9 protein-coding genes, 1 tRNA gene and 1 pseudogene are annotated in these 16,815 nt (G+C 64.9%); 8 read left to right on the top strand and 3 right to left on the bottom strand.

Annotation, left to right across the window (positions count from 1 at the left end; all coding sequences use genetic code 11):
• Window positions 1–88: 88 nt before the first annotated feature.
• Window positions 89–1,542 (bottom strand): annotated as a pseudogene (locus tag QC826_RS28615) (S41 family peptidase).
• A gap of 579 nt (window positions 1,543–2,121) precedes the next feature.
• Here QC826_RS28615 and QC826_RS28610 point away from each other — a divergent pair.
• The 5 genes from QC826_RS28610 to QC826_RS28590 all read left to right on the top strand — a co-directional run bounded on the left by QC826_RS28610 (window position 2,122) and on the right by QC826_RS28590 (window position 12,770).
• Entirely contained in the window at window positions 2,122–4,458 is a 2,337-nt protein-coding gene (locus tag QC826_RS28610; RefSeq protein ID WP_279763446.1) for a TonB-dependent receptor plug domain-containing protein, read from the top strand.
• Between the two features lie 260 nt (window positions 4,459–4,718).
• Entirely contained in the window at window positions 4,719–6,743 is a 2,025-nt protein-coding gene (locus tag QC826_RS28605; protein ID WP_279763445.1) for a M13 family metallopeptidase, read from the top strand.
• Between the two features lie 141 nt (window positions 6,744–6,884).
• Window positions 6,885–8,954: a M13 family metallopeptidase gene (locus QC826_RS28600; RefSeq protein ID WP_279763444.1), complete on the top strand. Its 2,070-nt coding sequence runs from the start codon at window positions 6,885–6,887 to the stop codon at window positions 8,952–8,954.
• A 111-nt stretch (window positions 8,955–9,065) separates the two neighbouring features.
• On the top strand, window positions 9,066–11,138 hold the full coding sequence (locus QC826_RS28595; protein ID WP_279763443.1) for a M13 family metallopeptidase: 2,073 nt from the start codon (window positions 9,066–9,068) through the stop codon (window positions 11,136–11,138).
• A 195-nt stretch (window positions 11,139–11,333) separates the two neighbouring features.
• Entirely contained in the window at window positions 11,334–12,770 is a 1,437-nt protein-coding gene (locus tag QC826_RS28590) for an alpha/beta fold hydrolase (RefSeq protein WP_279763442.1), read from the top strand.
• Window positions 12,771–12,877: 107 nt separating this feature from the next.
• Here the strand turns inward: QC826_RS28590 and QC826_RS28585 are convergent, their stop codons facing one another.
• Entirely contained in the window at window positions 12,878–13,423 is a 546-nt protein-coding gene (locus QC826_RS28585; RefSeq protein WP_279763441.1) for a cytochrome c5 family protein, read from the bottom strand.
• Window positions 13,424–13,622: 199 nt separating this feature from the next.
• On the opposite strand from QC826_RS28585, the gene QC826_RS28580 reads away from it, so the two are divergent.
• A tRNA-Arg gene (locus QC826_RS28580) sits at window positions 13,623–13,698 on the top strand.
• A gap of 141 nt (window positions 13,699–13,839) precedes the next feature.
• Here QC826_RS28580 and QC826_RS28575 read toward each other — a convergent pair.
• The gene (locus QC826_RS28575; protein WP_279763440.1) at window positions 13,840–14,406 is read right to left on the bottom strand and encodes a hypothetical protein; all 567 of its coding nucleotides are present in this window, start codon (window positions 14,404–14,406) and stop codon (window positions 13,840–13,842) included.
• 616 nt (window positions 14,407–15,022) lie between these two features.
• On the opposite strand from QC826_RS28575, the gene QC826_RS28570 reads away from it, so the two are divergent.
• Both QC826_RS28570 and QC826_RS28565 read left to right on the top strand, forming a co-directional pair.
• On the top strand, window positions 15,023–16,552 hold the full coding sequence (locus QC826_RS28570; RefSeq protein ID WP_279763439.1) for a replication initiation factor domain-containing protein: 1,530 nt from the start codon (window positions 15,023–15,025) through the stop codon (window positions 16,550–16,552).
• Entirely contained in the window at window positions 16,530–16,811 is a 282-nt protein-coding gene (locus QC826_RS28565; RefSeq protein ID WP_313872822.1) for a hypothetical protein, read from the top strand. Before QC826_RS28570 ends, QC826_RS28565 begins: the two co-directional genes overlap by 23 nt.
• The last annotated feature ends 4 nt before the right edge of the window (window positions 16,812–16,815 follow it).

Below are 16,815 nucleotides of genomic sequence, written 5' to 3'. Positions count from 1 at the left end.
CGGGCGAGGCCGGCACCGGGCCAAAAAAACAGCGCCCCGTGGGGCGCCGCCTGTCGTTCGTCGCAACCGGCCGCGCGCGCCGGCCGGGCTACTTCTTCGCCGCCGGCTTGGCCGGCGCGGCGCCGGCCGCGTCGACCTGCACCAGCTTCGACTCGGCCTTGGCCAGTTGCACCGGCAGGCCCTTCAAATGGTTCAGCGCCTGGCTCAGCTGGAAGTCGTCGCCGCTGCCGTATTCCAGCGGCTTGCGCTTCTTCTCCATCGCCACCACGCGCAGCTGTTCCTCCAACTCGTCGCGGCGGGTCTTGGCGGCCTCCGGGTCGCGGTCGTTGCTGAGGTGCTTGTCGAGGTCGGCCTCGCGCGTGCGCAGGCTGTTCAGGCCGTCGCCGTCGGCGTTCTCGTCGACCAGCAGGTCGGGCGAGATGCCCTTGGCCTGGATCGAGCGGCCGTTCGGCGTGTAGTAGCGCGCCGTGGTCAGCTTGACGGCGGTGTCGGCCGACAGCTGGCGGATGGTCTGCACCGAGCCCTTGCCGAAGGTCTGGCTGCCGATGATGGTGGCGCGCTTGTAGTCCTGCAGCGCGCCGGCGACGATCTCCGAGGCCGAGGCCGAGCCGGTGTTGACCAGCACGACCATCGGCACCTTCTTCACCGCCTCGGGTAGGCGCGCCAGCGCGTCGCTGTCGCTGCGCAGCGCGTAGTACTCGGGGCGGCCGTAGTAGATCTGCTTCTGGTCGGGCAGCTGGCCGTTGGTCGAGACGATCGCCGAGTCCTTCGGCAGGAAGGCGGCGGAGACGCCGATGGCACCCTGCAGCACGCCGCCCGGGTCGTTGCGCAGGTCCAGCACCAGGCCCTTCAACTTGGGTCCTGCCGGTACAGTTCGGTGATCTTGGCGGCCAGGTCGTCCACCGTCGGCTCCTGGAACTGCGCCACGCGCAGCCAGGCGTAGCCCGGTTCGACCATCTTCGCCTTGACGCTCTTCTGGTGGATCTCCTCGCGGGCGATGACGAACACCATCGGTTGCGGCTCGTCCTTGCGCAGGATGGTCAGCGTGACCTTGCTGTGCGGCTCGCCGCGCATCTTCTTGACCGACTCGTCCAGCGTCATGCCCTTGACCGGGGTGGTGTCGAGCCGGGTGATCAGGTCGCCCGCCTTGATGCCGGCGCGCCAGGCCGGCGAGTCCTCGATCGGCGCGACGATCTTGATGTAGCCGTCCTCGCTCTGGCCGATCTCGATGCCGAGGCCGACGAACTTGCCCTGCGAGCCCTCGCGCAGCTCGGCGTAGGCCTTCTTGTCGAGGTAGGCGGAGTGCGGGTCGAGCGAGGCGACCATGCCGGAGATGGCCTCGGTCAGCAGCTTCTTGTCGTCGACCGACTCGACGTAGTCGGACTTGATCAGGCCGAACACGTCGGCCAGCTGGCGCAGTTCCTCCAGCGGCAGGGCCGGATCGACAGGCTTTTGCGCCATCGCCGAAAACTGTAGCGACACGGCGATGCCGGCCACCACGCCCAGGCCGATCAGCCCGGTGTTCTTCAATTTCTTACCCATGTGTCACCTGTCGATGCGTATCGCGCATTTCTCCTGCGCAGCCCATGCTAGCGGTAGGAAACGCGCTGGAATCAGTATAAACCTGATTTCCGGCAAACGTAGTAGCCGTCGCGTAATCTATTTCCCGTTTTACCCAGACTTAGCTTCGCGGCCCGGAAGCGGCCCGCGCGTTACATGTTTGTATGCGGTGTTTCCGCCACGGCGGCGGGCGTAAGCAATTGTAAGACTTCGGGCCGGGCCGCAAACGGCGACCTACACTGAACTTGTATTTCTCTCTACCCTGAAGTGGTTTTTGCCTGCGCCTCCTTGCGCAGGCTTTTTTTTGTGCTGTCCCAACAGCTTGCCTCTCTCCCGGAGCATCCATGTCATCTTCTGTGCTTTCCTTGATACCGAACAAGCTTTGCAACCGTCTGCGCTGGCCGGGCGGCGCGCTGCGGCTTTGTTGGATGTGTATCCTAAAGTAAATAACCAGCGCCGCCCGCCGCCACCCGGCCGGGCCGGCCTTAGAATGCAGGCGCGCGCCCCCGCGGCGTGTTTGCCCGCGCCGTCCGCGCGCCGGCCACTCCATTAATTGAAGCTATGAGCAAACTGATTCCCTTCGCCTGCCTGGCCCTGTTGGGCGCCGCCGCCAGCGAGGTCTACGCCCAGACCGCGCCGGCCGAGGCCGTTCCCGAGCAGGCCCCGTCCACCCTCCAGCCAGCCGCCAAGCCAGCCAGCCAGTCCGCCAACCCAGCAAGCAACCCGGCAAGCAACCCGGCCGCCAAACCGGCCGCCGGCAAGGCCGAGCAGGTGCTCTCGCCCGACGGCCAGGTGCTGCCGCGGATCACCATCAGCGGCGCCCGCGCCGACGACATGGACGAGCGCCGCCGCTCCACCGCCGGCAAGCAGGTCTACGGCCGCGAGGAGCTCGACCGCAACGGCGACAGCAACCTCGGCGACATCCTCAAGCGCCTGCCCGGCGTGACCATCGGCGGGCGCCCCGGCCGTGGCGGCGAGATCCGCATGCGCGGCCTGGGCAACGGCTACACCCAGGTGCTGCTGAACGGCGAGCGGCCGCCGGCCGGCTTCTCGATGGACTCGCTGTCGCCCGACCAGGTCGAGCGCGTCGAGGTCATGCGCGGTCCGGTGGCCGAGCACAGCACCCGCGCCATCGCCGGCACCATCAACATCGTGCTGCGCGACGGCTACCAGCAGAAGGACTACCAGCTCAAGCTGAGCGACTCGATCGAGCAGGGCCGCCACGCCCCCAACGTCTCGCTGACCGCGCCGCTGAAGATCGGCGCGGCGACTGTGCTGCTGTCCGGCTCGATCTTCGAGAACCGCCAGCACGACCGGGGCCGGACCTACAACCTCGACAGCGACGCCGCCGGCGTCGCCCACAAGGAGCAGACGCTGCATGACGAGAGCGGCCGCACCGGGCGCGGCATCCACTTCACGCCGCGCCTGTCCTACAAGTTCGACAACGGCGACACGCTGAACTTCCAACCCTTCCTGATGAGCCTGCGCAGCGACGGCCACAGCAGCAGCGTGCTGAGCCAGGGCGACGCCGTGCCGCCGGCCCTGTCGCGGCCGCCCGAGTACAGCCTGGCGCGCGGCGACGCGCACAGCAGCATGAGCTTCCTGCGTGGCTTCGGCAACTGGATCCACAAGTTCGAGGGCGCCGCCAAGCTGGACGTCAAGTTCGGCTTCGGCACCGGCCACAGCAGCAACGACTCGCTGCGCAAGCAGTACGACGGCAACGGCGTGCTGCTCGAGCGTTTCCAGGACAGCGACAGCACGCGCGACCGCAGCTTCAGCACCGGCGGCAAGTACACCGCGCCGCTCGGCCGCGACCATTCGCTGGCGGCCGGCTGGGACGTCGAAAGCGCCCGCCGCAGCCAGACCAAGACCTCGCTCGACAAGAACGGCCTGCCGCAGTTTTCCGACTCCGGCGACAACCTCAGCGCCGACACCCGCCGCCTGGCCGTGTTCGCCCAGGACGAGTGGGACATCACGCCGCAGTGGGCCGCCTACTTCGGCCTGCGCTGGGAGGGCATCCGCACCACCAGCAGCCGCGCCGGCGGCGACGTCGGCAACAGCAGCAGCGTGTTCAGCCCGCTGCTGCACGGCGTCTGGCGCATTCCCGGCCACGAAAAAGACCAGGTGCGCGCCAGCCTGACCAAGAGCTACAAGGCGGCCAGCGTGCAGGACCTGATCGCGCTGCCGGCGCTGTCGCACTGGATCGGCGACCCGACCCGGCCCGACCGCATGGGCAACCCGGACCTGAAGCCCGAGCTGGCCACCGGCCTCGACCTGGCCTACGAGCACTACCTGGGCCGCAGCGGCATCGTCAGCGTCAGCGGCTTCGTGCGCGACATCGACAACCTGATCCGCCGCAGCCTGAGCCAGCAGCAGATGGCCGATGGCCTGCACTGGGTGTCGCGGCCGGAGAACGTCGGCCACGCCCGCACCAGCGGCGTCGAACTGGAGGCCAAGTTCCAGCTGGCCGATTTGTTCGAGGACGCGCCGGCGCTCGACTTGCGCGCCAACTACAGCCGCTTCTGGTCGCGCGTCGACGGCATCTCCGGCCCCAACAACCGGCTCGACCAGCAGGCCAAGCAGACCGCCAACCTGGGCCTGGACTACCGCATGAAGGGCCTGCCGCTGACCCTGGGCGGCAGCTTCAACTGGACCCCGGCGACCATCGTGCAGACCAGCGCTACCCAGGTGGTCGACAGCGGCCGCAAGCGCGCCGTGGACCTGTACGGCCTGTGGAAGTTCAACGGCCGGACCCAGTTGCGCGTCTCGGTCAACAACCTGCTGGCCGAGGACTCGCTGGGCGGCAACGTGGTCGCCACCAACGGCCTGAGCCAGCTGGCCAGCACGGAAAACCAGACCTTCCGGGTCTGGAGCGTCAAGCTCGAAACCAAGTTCTAAGCCGCCGTCCCGGCGGCCGCGGCGCCGCAAGAAAACCCACAGGCGAAATCGAGGGTCAGACCCTAGGGTCTGACCCTGGGGGCCGCCCCCGCCCCGCCGCCACCGAGGCCGGCCGCGCCGGCGGCCTCGGCAAATTTGCCCACCCCGCCGCTGGCGCGCCCGCGCCCACCATGCTACAGTCGCAAACCATTCCCGGGGCCGGCCGACCGTCCGCCCCTGTTACCATGCCCCATAAGGACATTCCAGTGAAACGACATCTGATGAGCACCCTCACCCTCGGCCTGCTGACGGCCTTCGCCCACGCGGCCGAACCGAGCACCCCGGCGCTGTCGTCCGGCATCGAGACGCAGTACATCGACCCGGCCGTGCGCGCCCAGGACGACTTCTTCCTGCACCTGAACGGCCAATGGCTGAAGAGCGCCGAGATCCCGGCCGACAAGTCCAGCTGGGGCTCCTTCGCCAAGCTGCGCGACGACACGCTGCCGCAACTGCGCGCCATCGTCGAGGCGGCCCAGCAGGACAAGAACAAGAAGGCCGGCAGCGACGCGCAGAAGATCGGCGACCTGTACGCCAGCTTCATGGACGAGAAAAAACTCGACAGCATGGGCATCAAGCCGCTCACCGGCGAACTGAGCGCGATCCGTTCGCTGAAGGACAAGAAGGGCCTGCCGGCCTTGATCGCCCACCTGGCGCAGATCGGCGTGCCCGGCCCCTACGGCGTCTACGTCAGCCAGGACGCGCGCGAGTCGACCAAGTACGCCGTCGGCATCAGCCAGGGCGGCCTGGGCCTGCCCGACCGCGACTACTACCTGAAGAAGGACGACGCCAAGCTGGTCGCCGTGCTGGCCAAGTACCAGGCCCACGTCGAGACCATGCTCAAGCTGGCCGGCGACAAGAACGCCGCCGCCAGCGCCCAGGCCGTGGTGGCGCTGGAGACCGCGCTGGCCGAGGTGCAGTGGACCAAGGTGGCGAACCGCGACCCGGTCAAGCGCTACAACAAGATGAGCATCGACAAGCTGGCCGAGCTGGCCCCCGGCTACGACTGGAAGCACGCGCTGGCCGCCGCCGGCGTGGCCAGCAAGACCGACTACGTGATCGTCAACCAGCCGAGCTACCTGGCCGCGCTGGACAAGCTGGTGGCGCAGACCGAGCTGGCCGGCTGGAAGGCCTACCTGGAGTGGAAGCTGGTGCACGACGCCGCGCCCTACCTGTCGAAGCCCTTCGCCGACGCCAACTTCGCCTTCTACGGCACCGTCGTCTCCGGCGTGACCGAGCAGGAGCCGCGCTGGAAGCGCGGCGTGCACCTGGTCGAGGCTGTGCTGGGCGAAAGCCTGGGCAAGCTCTACGTGGCGCAGCACTTCCCGCCCGAGCGCAAGGCGCGCATGGAGGCGCTGGTGAAGAACCTGCTGGCGTCCTACCAGCAAAGCATCGACACGCTCGACTGGATGAGCCCGGAGACCAAGAAGGAGGCCCAGGCCAAGCTGGCCAAGTTCACCCCGAAGATCGGCTACCCGAACAAGTGGCGCGACTACTCGCGCCTGGCGATCGGCCGCGGCGACCTGGCCGGCAACACCCTGCGCGCCGCGCACTTCGAGTACCGGCGCATGGTCGACAAGCTGGGCAAGCCGGTCGACCGCGAGGAATGGGGCATGACGCCGCAAACCGTCAACGCCTACTACAACTCGGGCAAGAACGAGATCGTCTTCCCGGCGGCGATTTTGCAGCCGCCGTTCTTTGACGCGCGCGCCGACGACGCCGTCAACTACGGCGCCATCGGCGCCGTCATCGGCCACGAGATCAGCCACGGCTTCGACGACAAGGGCAGCCAGTCCGACGGCGACGGCAACCTGCGCGACTGGTGGAGCAAGGCCGACCGCGCCAACTTCAAGGCCAAGACCGACGCCCTGGTCAAGCAGTACAGCGGCTACAGCCCGCTGCCCGGCTACCACGTCAACGGCGAGCTGACCCTGGGCGAGAACATCGCCGACAACTCCGGCATCGCCATCGCCTACAAGGCCTACAAGCTGTCGCTGGGCGGCAAGGCGGCGCCGGTGATCGACGGCCTGAGCGGCGACCAGCGCTTCTACATGGGCTTCGGCCAGGTCTGGCGCAGCAAGATGCGCGAGCAGCAGCAGATCGTGCAGATCAAGACCGACCCGCACTCGCCCGGCCAGTTCCGCGCCAACGGCACGATGATGAACCAGAACGGCTTCTACGAGGCCTTCGACGTCAAGCAGGGCGACAAGATGTACCTGGCGCCCGAACAGCGCGTCATCATCTGGTGATCGCCGGAACCGGTGGATAGCAAAAACCAACAAAAAAGCCACCTCGTGTGGCTTTTTTGTTATTCCTGCGTTTCAGCCATGATAAAGTCGCCGCGTTGGCGACGCCTTGTCCGCAAGCCATTCATCCGGGAGAGAGAAAAAGTGAAAGCACATCTATTGAGCGCCCTGACGCTGGCCCTGCTGGCCGGCGCCGCCGGCGCGGCCGACAGCCCCGCCGCCGCCATCGGCACGCCGGCCGCCGCCGCGCCGCGCTCCGGCATCGCCATCGAGAACATGGACCCGGCGGTGCGGGCGCAGGACGACTTCTTCGCCAGCCTGAACGGCAAGTGGCTGGCCAACACGGCGATTCCGTCGGACCGCTCCAGCTGGGGCGCCTTCGAGAAGCTCGACGACGACACCAAGCCGCAGCTGCGCGCCATCATCGAGCGCGCCGCCGCCGAGGCCGGCGGCCACGCCGCGCCCGGCTCGGACGCCCAGCGCATCGGCGACTTCTACGCCAGCTTCATGGACGAGGCCCGCCTCGAGCGGCTCGGCCTGGAGCCGCTCAAGGAGGAGCTCGAGCGCATCGACGCGGTGCAGGACAGGCGCGACCTGCCGGCCCTGATCGCCCACTTCAACCGCTACGGCATGGGCGCGCCCTACGCCTTCGGCGTCCACCAGGACAACAAGGACTCGACCAAGTACGTCGCCGACATCGGCCAGTCCGGCCTCGGCCTGCCCGACCGCGACTACTACCTGAAGAAGGACGACGCCAAGCTGGCCAAGATCCTCGCCCAGTACGAACGCCACATCGAAAAAATGCTGACGCTGGCCGACAACGCCACGCCGGCCGCCGACGCCAAGGCCATCGTCGCGCTGGAGACGGCGCTGGCCCGCGCGCAGTGGACCCAGGTGCAGCTGCGCGACCCGGTCAAGGCCTACAACAAGGTGGCGCTCGACAAGCTGAACGCGCTCACCCCCGGCCACGACTGGGCCGGCTACCTGGCCGACACCGGCCTGGCCGGCAAGGTCGACTACGTCATCGTCGCCCAGCCCAGCTACCTGAAGGGCGTCGCCGCGCTGCTGGCGAAGACCCCGCTGGCCGTCTGGAAGGCCTACTTCCAGTGGCATCTGCTGCACGACAGCGCGCCCTACCTGAGCAAGGCCTTCGTCGACGAGAACTTCGCCATGTTCCACACCGCGCTGCGCGAGGTGAGCGAGATGGAGCCGCGCTGGAAGCGCGGCGTCAACGCCACCGACGGCGCGCTCGGCGAGAGCCTGGGCAAGCTGTACGTCGAGGCGCACTTCCCGGCCGAGCGCAAGGCGCGCATGGAGGCGCTGGTGAAGAACCTGCTGGCGGCCTACCAGGGCAGCATCGCCACGCTCGACTGGATGAGCCCGGCGACCAAGAAGCAGGCCCAGGCCAAGCTGGCCAAGTTCACCACCAAGATCGGCTACCCGAGCAAATGGCGCGACTACACCGAGCTGGAGGTGCGCCGCGACGACCTGCTGGGCAACGCCCTGCGCTCCGCCGAGTTCGCCTACCGGCACGAGCTGGCCAAGCTGGGCAAGCCGATCGACCGCGCCGAGTGGGGCATGACGCCGCAGACGGTGAACGCCTACTACAACCCGGAGATGAACGAGATCGTCTTCCCGGCCGCCATCCTGCAGCCGCCGTTCTTCGACGCCGGGGCCGACGACGCCGTCAACTACGGCGGCATCGGCGCGGTGATCGGCCACGAGATCAGCCACGGCTTCGACGACCAGGGCGCCCAGTACGACGGCGACGGCAACCTGCGCGACTGGTGGAGCAAGGCCGACCACCAGCAGTTCGCCGTCAAGAGCCAGATGCTGGTCAAGCAGTACGGCGCCTTCAGCCCGGTCAAGGGCTACTTCGTCAACGGCGAGCTGACCCTGGGCGAGAACATCGCCGACAACTCCGGCATCGCCATCGCCTACAAGGCCTACAAGTTGTCGCTGGGCGGCAAGGCTGCGCCGGTGATCGACGGTTTGAGCGGCGACCAGCGCTTCTACATGGGCTTCGCCCAGGTCTGGCGCAGCAAGGTCCGCGAGGCCCAGCAGATCGTCTACCTGAAGAGCGACCCGCACGCGCCGGACCAGTTCCGCGCCAACGGCACGGTGCGCAACCAGCCGGGCTTCTACGACGCCTTCGGCGTCAAGCCGGGCGACAAGATGTACCTGCCGCCGAAGGAGCGGGTGCAGATGTGGTAGCGCCGGCCCGAGGCCCCGGCTGCCACGGCGGCGCCGATATGCTACAGTGCCAGACGGGCCAAAAGTCCAAGGTTTCATACCTTTTTCGTTATAAACAATGGGGATAATTCTGTGAATCGTTATTTGTTAAGTGCCTTAACCCTCAGCCTGATCGCAGGCTACGCCGGTGCCGCCGACCAGGCCGCCGCTCCCGCACCGGTCAGCGCCAACGCCGCCGGCGCCAAGATGGTGTCGGGCATCGCCACCGAATACATCGAGCCGTCCGTGCGCGCGCAGGACGACTTCTTCACCCACCTGAACGGCAAGTGGCTGGCCAACACCGAGATCCCGGCCGACAAGTCGAGCTGGGGCTCCTTCGCCAAGCTGCGCGACGACGTCCAGCCGCAGCTGCGCGCCATCATCGAGGGCGCCGCCAACGCGCCGTCCAAGGCCGCCGGCTCCGACGCCCAGCGCATCGGCGACTTCTACGCCAGCTTCATGGACGAGGCCCGCCTCGAACAGCTCGGCCTGGCGCCGTTGAACGGCGAACTGGCCAAGGTGGCCGCGCTGAGCGACAAGAAGCAGATCCCGGCGCTGATCGCCCGCTTCAACCAGCTGGGCTTTGGCGCGCCCTACAGCTACGGCGTGCACCAGGACAACAAGGATTCGACCAAGTACGTCGCCGACCTGTACCAGGACGGCCTGGGCCTGCCCGACCGCGACTACTACCTGAAAAAGGACGACGCCAAAATGGCCGACGCGCTGGCCAAGTACCAGCTGCACGTGGCCAAGATGCTGACCCTGGCCGGCGACGCCAACGCCGCCGCCTCGGCCAAGGCCATCGTCGCGCTGGAAACCGAGCTGGCCAAGATCCAGTGGAGCAAGGTCGAACTGCGCGACCCGGTCAAGGCCTACAACAAGGTCGACGTCGCCAAGCTGGGCGAGCTGACCCCGGGCTACGACTGGGCCGCCTACCTGAAGGACACCGGCGTCGCCGGCAAGGTCGGCTACGTGATCGTCAGCCAGCCGAGCTACTTCAAGGGCTTCAACGAGGTGCTGGCCGCCACGCCGCTCGACAGCTGGAAGGCCTACTTCCAATGGCAGGCGATCCGCGCCAGCGCGCCCTACCTGTCGAAGGCCTTCGTCGAAGAGAACTTCGCCTTCTACGGCACGGTGCTGAGCGGCGTGACCGAAATGCGGCCACGTTGGAAACGCGGCGTCAGCGTCACCGAAGGCGCGCTGGGCGAGAGCGTCGGCAAGCTGTACGTCGAAGCCCACTTCCCGGCCGAGCGCAAGGCGCGCATGGAAGCGCTGGTGAAGAACCTGCTGGCCTCGTACAAGACCAGCATCGACAAGCTCGACTGGATGAGCCCGGTCACCAAGAAGCAGGCGCAAGCCAAGCTGGCCAAGTTCACCACCAAGATCGCCTACCCGAACCACTGGCGCGACTACTCCAAGCTGGAAGTGTCCAAGGACGACCTGCTGGGCAACGTGCTGCGTTCGCACCAGTTCGACTACAACAAGGAACTCAACAAGCTGGGCAAGCCGATCGACCGCGAAGAGTGGGGCATGACGCCGCAAACGGTGAACGCCTACTACAACCCGGAGATGAACGAGATCGTCTTCCCGGCCTCGATCCTGCAGGCGCCGTTCTTCGACGCCAACGCCGATGACGCGGTCAACTACGGCGCCATCGGCGGCGTGATCGGCCACGAGATCAGCCACGGCTTCGACGACCAGGGCGCCCAGTACGACGGCGACGGCAACCTGCGCGACTGGTGGACCAAGTCGGACCACAAGAACTTCGAGAAGAAGACCAAGATGCTGGTCAAGCAGTACGGCGAGTTCAGCCCGCTGCCGGGCTACAAGGTCAACGGCGAGCTGACCCTGGGCGAGAACATTGCCGACAACTCCGGCGTGGCGATCGCCTACAAGGCCTACAAGCTGTCCCTGAAGGGCAAACCGGCGCCGGTGATCGACGGCCTGACCGGCGACCAGCGCTTCTTCATGGGCTTCGCCCAGGTATGGCGCATGAAGATGCGCGAACCGCAGCAGATCGTGCAGATCAAGACCGATCCGCACTCGCCGGGCCAGTTCCGCGCCAACGGCACCATGCGCAACCAACCGGGCTTCTACAGCGCGTTTGGCGTCAAGGAAGGCGACAAGATGTACCTGGCGCCGAAAGACCGCGTCATCATGTGGTAACAGCCAGGCCTGGCCGTTCGGCGGCTAGCTGAGGAAAATGAAAGGGGGCCGCACGCTGTGCGGCCCTTTTTTCGTGGGCGCGGCCGGCGCGGGCGCACGAGGTTTCGCTCGACAATCCGCTCGACAAACCGATACCCAGCGCGTATGTTCTCGGTATTGCAAATTAGCCACTATTACCACCACGGGAAGCCGCGCATGTTCAACCGACCCATCCTTGCCGCGACCCTCGCCGGCCTGTTCGCCACGACCGCCCAGGCGGCCGACTACCAAGCCTGCGCCGACGCCGCCAGCGCGCCGGCCCTGCAAGGCAGCCTGTGCAGCACCGCCAGCGTGCCGGCCTGGCACGACGCCGCCGGCGCGCCGTCGGCCGAGACGCTGCAGCTGTTCGTGCGCAAGTTCCCCGCCGCCGGCGCCGCCAAGGGCAGCGTCTGGCTGGTGGCCGGCGGCCCCGGCGAATCCGGCGCCGGCTTCTACGGCCAGCTGGCCACGCTGCGGCGCAGCTTCCCCGGCTTCGACCTGCTGGTGCCCGACCATCGCGGCACCGGCTTTTCCGCCAAGCTGTGCCCGGACGAGGAGGCCGTCGGCAGCCCCGGCGGCCTGGCCTTGCAAGGGGCCGAATGGGGCACTTGCTTCGCCCGCCTGTACAGCCGGCCCGAGCTGGCCGAGCGCTTCTCCCTCAGCAACGCCGCGCACGACCTGCGCCTGCTGATCGACGGCCAGCGCGATGGCAAGCCCGTCTATCTGTACGGCGTCTCCTACGGCACCCAGCTGGCGCTGCGCACCATGCAGCTGCCGCAGGCGCCCAAGCTGAACGGCATCGTGCTCGACTCGCTGGTGCCGCCGCAGACGGCGCCGCAGTGGGACTTGAGCCGGCGCTCCTTCGTGGTCGACCAGGTCGGCCGCCAAGTGCTGGCGCAGTGCGACGCCGCGCCCGACTGCCGCGCCGCGCTGGGCGAGCCGGCCGAGGTGGCCTACCACCGCCTGCTGGCCAGCGCCGCCGGCCAGCCCGAGCTGTTGGCCAAGGTGCCGGGCAAGAACCTCAAACGCTTCCTCGGCGGCCTGCTCGACGTGCCGGCCGCGCGCGCCCGGCTGCCGTATTTGATCCAGGATCTGGCCGCCGGCCGCGACGGCGAATTGACGGCGGCCAAGGCGGCCATGGAGCAGGCCTACGCCGGCCTGGGCAGCTATGCGCAGTCGCCGCTGGCGATCCCGCTGGTGGCGGCCATCAGCCGCTCGGAGAACACGCTGCGGCCGGCGCTGACGCTGGACCAGATCGCGCAGGAGGACGAGGCGCTGCTGTTTACCAGTCCGCTGCCCGGCATGCTGGTCAACTCGACCTTGCCGACCTACGCCCACGACCGGTACTTCGGCCTGGCGCCGGCGCGGTTGCCGCCGCTGCTGGTGTTGCAGGGCACGCTGGACCCGAAGACCCATTACGACGGCGCGCGCGCGCACGCCACCGCGCTGGGCAAGGCGGGCAAGGTGAGCATGGTGGCGGTGACCGGCGCGCCGCATTTCGTGTTGTGGACGGCGCCGGCCTGCTTCGAGCAGGCGACGCTCGCCTTCGTCGCCGGCAGGCCTGCGGCGCCGCGCTGCGCCATGGCCGGCCAGATGCCGACCGGCCAGCACTAGGCGGCACCGTCCGTTCGGCCGAATGCCGGACGCAAAAAAACCCGCTGGCTTGCGCGAGCGGGTTTATCGTTTTGGCGCCGATCATATCGGCGCCTGGCGGGACAGGCTTACTTGGTCGCCGCGGCGCCGTCGGCGGCCGCTGGAGCCGGCACGGCCGGTTCCTTGAACTTGGCGCCGGCGCTGTTGGCCAGGTAGACCACCGCGCGGGCCACTTCGACGTCGTCCAGGTCCGGGTTGCCGCCCTTGGCCGGCATGGCGCGGATGCCTTCGACGGCGTGCTTGAGCAGGGTGTCGTAGCCTTGGGCGATGCGCGCCGACCAGCCGCCGGCGTCGCCGAACTTCGGTGCGCCGGCGGCGCCGCTGGCGTGGCAGGCGGCGCAGACGGCGGTGTAGACGGCCTCGGCCGATTGCAGCACCTTCGGACCGCTGGCGTCCTTCAGGGTGAAACCCTCGTTGGCGACCGGGCTCAGGCGCGCGGCGATGGCGTCGGGCGTCTGGCTCTCGGAGCCGGCGCCGACCAGCTTGTCGGCCGTCACGTATTGGACCAGCAAAATGATGCCGATGACGGTGATCGCGAAGAAGCCGATGACGGCCGCGACCAGTTGTTTAGGCGTTCTGATGGCGGATTCGTGTTCGTTGTGTGCGTCGCTCATGATTTCCTTAATACAGGTTTCGAAGCTGGGACCGAGCGAGACAGCCGTTTTGCATGTTGGTTTGCAAACCCTCGCCAAACCCGCGATTATAGACTCAAAAACCCCTTCTTGGAATGTGGTTGCCCAGCAATACGACACTTTTCATGGACGGCGGGGGCGAAAGACGGTATCCTTCGTTTCACTTCAAGTAGTTCCCCGCGCGGCTGTAGCTCAGTGGATAGAGTATTGGCCTCCGAAGCCAAGGGTCGCTGGTTCGATTCCAGCCAGCCGCACCACATTTCCCCAGTAAATTCAATCACTTAGATTGTGCATGAGAGTGCGCTATCGTGCGTTATTTTGCAGAATTCGGCACAATGAGTGTGCCAAATTTGTGCCAGCATTTGTAGGCACCTGGCCACGTCATACGGTTCATCAGCTTAGCTATCAGAGTGGATACCGTCGTCATCGTTTGGCTGCCAAGGATTCACTTTGGCTGACTGTGCCCTTATGCGATCCTCGTAAGCACCAAAAATGACTCTCATTGAGTGTATGTTGATCTCCCGATCCCAGGAGAGCGTGTTAAGCCGCTCCCAGTCACGCTCCCATTCCTTCTCGTTGTTGTAAGTGTTCGCGACGCCTGCAAGTTTGTCCTGCATCAATACACAATGTCCTAAGTATTCTTTTGCACTTGCCGCACGAGCTTGGCGGTCTTCCGGCCATGCCGTTGAGTTCGGAAGATCTACGGGAAACACATGTCCATACTCGTGGTCTGTGATTCCGCTTGCCAGCCAAAAGGCATACTGTGGCCATAATCTAGCTGCCGCCTCGATCATTTTTCCGCTCGGCGATGCGTCTTCCTTGTCCCACCAGGTCTGCCAGGTATTGCGCGAGATACCTGTCTTTTTCTGAAGCCAACCAAACCGCCCAGACTCATCAGTCTCAGAAACGATCAGCGCTTTCAAGCGGGCCTGCATTGGCAGGACTTCAAACAGGATTTTTTTCATAGCAGTTTTGCTTGACGGTGGGAAACACTGCCGTTATTATGTGTTTTATGCCGTAAATGCGGCATAAGTACACAATGCACGGCAGAATATGTTTTTTCAAGGCGAGCTTATGTCTTCCAGCTCAATTCCTGCCGATTATGAATCTTGTGACGCCTCTTGTCACTGCCCAAGCTGGAAATCTAGATGATTGAGTTGTTGGATGTAACGCAAATTGCAGCGCTCCTAAGGAAAACAGTTCCGTCCGTTCGCAGCGACGTCTCTAGGAACCCGTCAGCATTACCTCCTCGTTGTCGGCTTCCTGGCTCACGCCGGTTGCTGTGGCGAACCGAAGACGTGATTGTCTGGTTGGCCGATTGCGTTGAGCGTACTCCGCACCTGCCGATGTCTCTTTCTCTTTTGGCGTCAAACGAACCTAAGCGCCGTGGTCGTCCTCGCAAGACTGAGGTGCGCTCATGATCACCGCTGTGATCGTCTACTTAGCCTATGACCTTCATAAGGCTTTTCCGTGCGGCATGACTAAATTGTTCGGCGTCGTGTCTGTGACAGGTGTCGCTTCTTTGGAGATGGTGTTCTGGTGCTCCGTCTTCGCTGAACTTGGACGGAAGGTGGCTTGCGCATGAGGCCTATTCGTCACTCCCTCATCAAGGGCCGCCGCAAAGACGCGCCTAATCCTTATGCAGAAGCGTCGGGCTGCTCAACGCAGGCCCGGAGCGTTAAAGCGCAGATCTACGCTGTCGGCAAATCGTCGGCCGCCGGCGCCGGGCGTACCGCCAGCGCGCCAGCGCTGCCGGAACGCACCGGCGCCGAGGCCGGTGAGGCTAGGTTAGTGCCGCGTTTTGCGCAGGTAAGCGAAGCGCCTAGCGTCCCCATTAATAACATGGGGGAAAACCTAACTGGCGCCGATGTCGCTGACGAGCCGGACAATTGGGCGAGCATTTCCGAAGAAGACCTAGGTGAAGTTTCGTTGATGATGACGGACTCCGGGAAAATCAAAACAGTGATGGTCCGCAGGCCATCATCGGCTCAGGCGTGCATAGTCGACTGGGTAAATTTCACTGTGCTGGAAGACACATTTTTTAAGACGGCCCGCCAAGCTTTGATCGCCGATGATCAGATCATCGAAGAGGCAAGTCGTCAGTTCGAGAAAATCTTCGGATTTGGCATCACAGAAAAACGTGACCGAGGCATGAACTTTTACCGCGAATCTTGGGTGCTCGGCGATGGCATGGGGTTTGTCTGTTTTGGAGGTCAACGCTCGACCATGCTCGTTACGCTGTCTGGACAAGGATGCCAGAACGCTGTGGTCGGTTGGGAGAAACGCCTTTTCCACTTCTTGACTAAGGTCGCAATGCGCCCGTCGATTTCTCGGATCGACCTGGCCCATGACGACATCGATGGTGACTATCTGTCTGTGGACTGGGCCTATGACCAGTACGCGCTTGGTGGCTATACGCAAAAGGTTGGTGGCCGTCCACCAAATATCGAACGCATCGGAAATTGGACCAGACCCACCGGCAAGGGACGAACGTTAACCATCGGCCTGCGGTCGTCGAGCAAGTTCTGCCGCTTCTACGAGAAGGGCAAGAAAGAGGGCGATAAGTCCAGCCCCTGGTGTCGCTGCGAAGTCGAATTCAAAAATACAAATACGATTATTCAGTTCGAGGTGCTCTTGAATCCAACGGACTTTTTCGCTGCTGCCTATCCGTGCTTTTCGCATTTCGTTCAAGTTGAAACACCGCAGCGCATGGACGTGAAGGTCAAGACCGCGCAGATCACCGTCGATGCGTGCATTGAAGTGACTAAGCATCAGTTTGGCAAGTACATCCGTGTATTCCGCGAGCTGTGGGGCGACAAGAAGGCGCTCGATCTGATTTGCAATGAGGCGGATGACTACTGGCCCAAACGTATGAAGCCGCTTACAAGCGATGCCACGTCTGGCCCCACGCCTGTACACAGGCAAGCCCCCCCCGCCGATTCCTTCATTCATGCAGTTTATTACCACCGTCCCGTGTTTCGGCCTCAACGGGGAAAACGGTTTTGCGTAGGCCATTCAAAACAGGAATTACAAAATGAAATTTTCTTCGACGATCAAAGTTACCGGCATGAAGTTCTCCAAGGGAACCATGGACAACGGCCAGGCATTTGACAGCACCAAAGTATTTGTTGAGACGGATCTGGACGCCAGTAAGGACACGGCGTTTGGTACAGCTACGGCTGAATACGGCCTGGGCAAGGCCGAAGAGTATCAAAAGTACAAACACCTGGCGGGTTCTGGCCCATTTATGGCGGTTGCGGAAATGGAGATCGTCACGAACGGCAAGATGCAGAAAACCGTAATCCATTCGCTTCGCCCAGTTGAGGCTGCACGGGCACCTGCCGTCGGTGGCAAAAATGGCGTCGCATAAGGCT

It is taken from the genome of Rugamonas sp. DEMB1 (assembly GCF_029834475.1).
GTDB lineage: Bacteria > Pseudomonadota > Gammaproteobacteria > Burkholderiales > Burkholderiaceae_D > Rugamonas > Rugamonas rubra.
Note: the sequence above shows the minus strand (reverse complement) of the source record. Positions and strands in the feature narration are given on the sequence as shown.